At 59.8% G+C, this 3,709-nt stretch carries 1 protein-coding gene; it reads left to right on the forward strand.

Translation table 11 applies throughout. The features are described from left to right. Positions 1-155: 155 nt before the first annotated feature. Positions 156-3,709 (forward strand): hypothetical protein (locus tag VGI36_04515; protein ID HEY2484385.1); only part of this gene is annotated, 3,554 nt, incomplete at its 3' end.

The following is a 3,709-nucleotide window of genomic DNA, read 5'->3' on the forward strand; positions in this document are numbered from 1 at the left end:
TCCGATACCGACCGCTGCTTATAGACAACATCATCGTGACCGGGTCGTTCGCCATGCTGACGCCCACCGCCGGTTTCAAAGACATTTACCAATCCAACGTTCTGTTCTCGAGCCTGCTCGGCGTGACGTTGACGTACTGACCTAGCGAACTGGAAGTGAGCGGACGTCTCCAAATAGCCATCACGACTGAACTACCGCGTCTGCGCCGTGCGATCGTGGTTGTGCTCATGGCTATGCCACTGATGTTCGGCTGTCAGCAACCCTACGATCCGGCTAACCCGGGTGGCATGCCGCCGGAGCACCCGGTTCCCGCGCGTGCCATTGTGACGAAGCCCGCGATGCCGGAGGACATTTCCAAGCAGACCCAGGCCGAGGCCGACGCAAAAAGTGCGGGCTGCAAGGCATCCAATTGCCACGCCGGCATCGAAGAAATGCACGCCGATGGATTGCCGATCGGATGTGTCGACTGTCACGGCGGCAACGCCAAGGCGACCAGCAAGGAAGCTGCGCATGTCCATCCGCTAAACGCCGAAGACTGGCCCAAGACCGGGCGGCTGCCGGTGCGCTCTTACTCGATGCTGAACAACGAATCGCCGGAGTTCGTACGGTTCGTAAATCCCAGCGACCTGCGCGCCGCGCGGCTTAGCTGTGGCGGGAAGAGTTGTCACGCCGAGGAAGTCGAGCACGTGCGCAAGAGCATGATGGCCACCGGGGCGATGCTCTGGGAGGCTGCGCTCTACAACAACGGCGAATATCCGTGGAAGTTTGCCCGCTACGGTGAATCGTACAGCGAAAATGGCAATCCCACCCGGGTGCAGACGCTGCCCCCGCCCAGCGCCGAGGAGACACAGGTCCATGACATTCTGCCCTATCTAGACCCGCAGCCGCGTTTTGAAATTACCCAGCCCGGGAACGTATTGCGGGTCTTCGAGCGTGGCAATGATCGACTCTCGGTACGCGGCTATGGCACCAAGGTCCGCACCGACCCCGTCTACCAGAGCTTGCAGCGGACGCGGCTGATGGATCCCACGCTGTGGTTTCTCGGTACCGCGGATCACTCGGGGGACTATCGGTCGAGCGGATGCGCAGGCTGTCACGTCATCTATGCAAACGATCGCGATGAATCGCACTCCGTTCAATATGCACAATACGGCAACGAGGGGCATAGCTACTCCAAGGATCAGTCGATTCCAAAGAATATCTCCGGCTTTCCGATTCGCCATCAATTCACCAATTCGATTCCGTCCTCGCAGTGCGTAGTCTGCCACGTGCATCCCGGCACCAACGTGGTGAATAGCTATTACGGGACCATATGGTGGGACAACGAGAGCGACGGCGAATACTTCTATCCCAAGCAGCCCAAGAAGCTTACCGCGGATCAGGAAGCCGTCGCTCTGATGGCCAATCCCGAAGCGGCGAACGTCAAGGGTCTATGGTCGGACAACAAGTTTCTGACCAGCAGCTCAGAGCTGAATCCCAAGCTCGCGCACGTGCAAATCGCCGATTTCCACGGCCACGGGTGGATCTTTCGCTACGCCTGGAAACGCGATGAAGCCGGCAATCTGCTCGACAAGCGCGGCAAGGTGGTTCCCGACAACGCCTACAAATGGCGGCGCGCCGTCAAACTCCAGGACATCCACAATGAATACGGAATGCAGTGCGCCGACTGTCACTTCGAGGGAGACGCGCACGGCAACGGCAATCTATATGGCGAGGTTCGCAACGCTATCCAGGTGCGCTGCGAGGACTGTCACGGCACCTACACCAAGTACACCGACTTTCTTGCGACCGGCAACGCGGGCACCGAGGACGGCAAACCTTTAAATCTCACCCGCAGCGATCAGACCAAGAAAACCCCCTTCGGCAATCGCTTCCGCGAGCGGCGTAAGGAAGGCGGCGTCATCGAGGTCGAGCAGCAATCGACCATGAAACGCGATCTCAAGTGGCCGGTTCCACAGCTTGCGACTCTCGACAATCCCAATTCGAAGGCATGGAACCGCGCCTACGAGGCCGCGGCCTACGCGCATACGGTTCAGAAGGACGGCAAGACCTGGGGAAAGACCAATGTCTCGGACGAGGAGCTGGCACATCCGCTCAAAGACATGTCCTGCCAGACCTGTCACTCGTCGTGGGTCCCAAGCTGTTTTGGCTGTCATCTGCCGATGAAGGCGAACATGCGCCGCCAGATTCTGCACTACGACGGCGACATGACCCGCAACTGGACCAGCTACGACTATCAAACGCTGCGCGAAGACGTGTTCATGATTGGTCGCGACGGTGTCACCACCGGCAATCGCATCTCCCCGGCACGTTCGTCATGCGCAGTCCTGGTAAGTTCGTATAATCCGGAGCGAGCGGTCATCTACACGCAGCAGCAGCCAGTTTCGGTGGAAGGTTTCTCGGGACAATCGTTCAGCACCGCCGTGCCGCATACCGTGCGGGGCACCGAGACCAAGCAATGCAGCGATTGCCACGTCTCCGAGAATAACGACAACAACGCGAAGCTCGCGCAGCTGCTGATGCAGGGCACCAACTTCGTGAATTTCATGGGCCGCTACTGCTGGGTCGCGGAAGGTAACGAGGGACTGGAAGCGGTGGTGGTCACGGAGCGCGACGAACCGCAGGCGGTAATCGGCAGCCGTCTCCACGAACTGGCCTACCCGGACGAGTTCCAAAAATTCGTCAAGGGCGGACGCGTGCTGCACGATTCATTTAAGCACGCATCGAGTCTGCAGGTGGCCTGGAACGGCAACCTGCCCGAGTTTCATGCCGATATACGCACGATTCAGAATCGTGGCGAGTATCTCTTCACCGCCCAGGGCAAGGGCGGGTTTGTGGTCTATGACATTGCGAACCTCGACAACAAGGATTTCGCGCAACGATTCACGACCGCGCCGGTTTCGCCGCTGGGACAGCGAACCTATGTGTCGACCAGGGATGCGACCGCAGTGCTGCTCCCGACCACGCTGCTCATCGACCCGACCCGCAGTCAGCGCCCCGAGAACCACGAACAGAAGGTCCCCCTGGAGGCGGCCTACGCGTTCGTAACCGATCGTTACGAGGGCCTGATCGCGGTCAACGTGGGTACGCTCGGCGACGGAAATCCGGACAACAATTTCTTCTATCGAGGACCCAGCTTTAATCCGAACGGCGTGCTCGACGGCGCGATGGGCGGAACCATCGCCGGCAACTACGCGTATGTGCTCTGCGACCGCGGCATCGTGGTGGTCGACGTCTCCAATCCCGAGAACCTGCGCGTTGTCGGCCAGATCACGGGGGGCGGAATCGTCCGGCCCCGTGCGATCGAGGTTCAATTCCGCTACGCGTTCGTGGTCGATTCGCAAGGACTCAAAGTCATCGACGTTACCTCGCCCACCCAACCTCGCGTGGTGGAAGGCGCGTCACTCCCAATTTCCGATGCACGCAATCTCTACGTCGCCCGCACTTACGCTTACATTTCCGCCGGCGCGCAGGGGCTCGTCATTGCCGATATCAAGCAGCCGGACCATCCTAAGATCGATCAGACGTTCAACGCTGCAGGGCAGATCAACGACCTGAACGACACGAAGCTTGCGATGACCGACGCGTCGGTCTACGCATACCTGGCCGACGGCCGGAACGGTTTGCGGATACTTCAGCTCATCTCGCCAGACGACACCCCTGGCTACCAGGGCTTCTCGCCGCGGCCGACGCCCATACTAATCGCGAC

The sequence above is a fragment of the Candidatus Binataceae bacterium genome, assembly GCA_036495685.1.
Lineage (GTDB): Bacteria > Desulfobacterota > Binatia > Binatales > Binataceae > JAFAHS01.